This is a genomic window from Vibrio sp. 1069 (assembly GCF_033340555.1).
On the sequence record NZ_JAWOWP010000981.1, the window covers coordinates 1 to 511 of the forward strand.

Here is a 511-nt window from a genome sequence, read left to right on the forward strand (position 1 = left end):
CTGATTGTATCTCTTTGGCACAGCAGGCATTTAAGCGCTCATTCCCTATCCCAAGCATCACATTCAACGTTCGCGGTAAAGCAGCGGGAAAAGCCTACCTTCAATTAAATCAGATTCGTCTCAACCCTATTTTATTTAGAGAAAATCCACAGGCGTTTTTGGAAGAAGTAATTCCTCATGAAGTCGCCCACTTAATCACCTACCAAGTGTACGGCCGAGTTCGGCCACACGGAAAAGAGTGGCGGGGCGTCATGGAATCCGTATTTGGTATTCCTGCCAACACCACACACCGCTTTGAAGTTACCTCAGTCCAGGGCAAGACGTTTGAATATCGTTGCGGCTGCATGACCTACCCGCTCTCGATTCGCCGTCACAATAAAGTTCTGCGCAAAGAGGCAACTTACTCCTGTCAAAAATGCCACCAGCCTTTGAATTTTACAGGTGTTCAACTTTCTTAATCTCGCCGGTGAGAAACAGCAGCGATCACTTGTTTATTTTTATTATTAACAGA

1 protein-coding gene is annotated in these 511 nt (G+C 45.8%); it reads left to right on the top strand.

From position 1 onward, the window contains the following. A partial coding sequence (locus R7040_RS30150) for a SprT family zinc-dependent metalloprotease (RefSeq protein ID WP_318098148.1) occupies positions 1-458 on the top strand: 458 nt, incomplete at its 5' end. Positions 459-511: the final 53 nt, after the last annotated feature.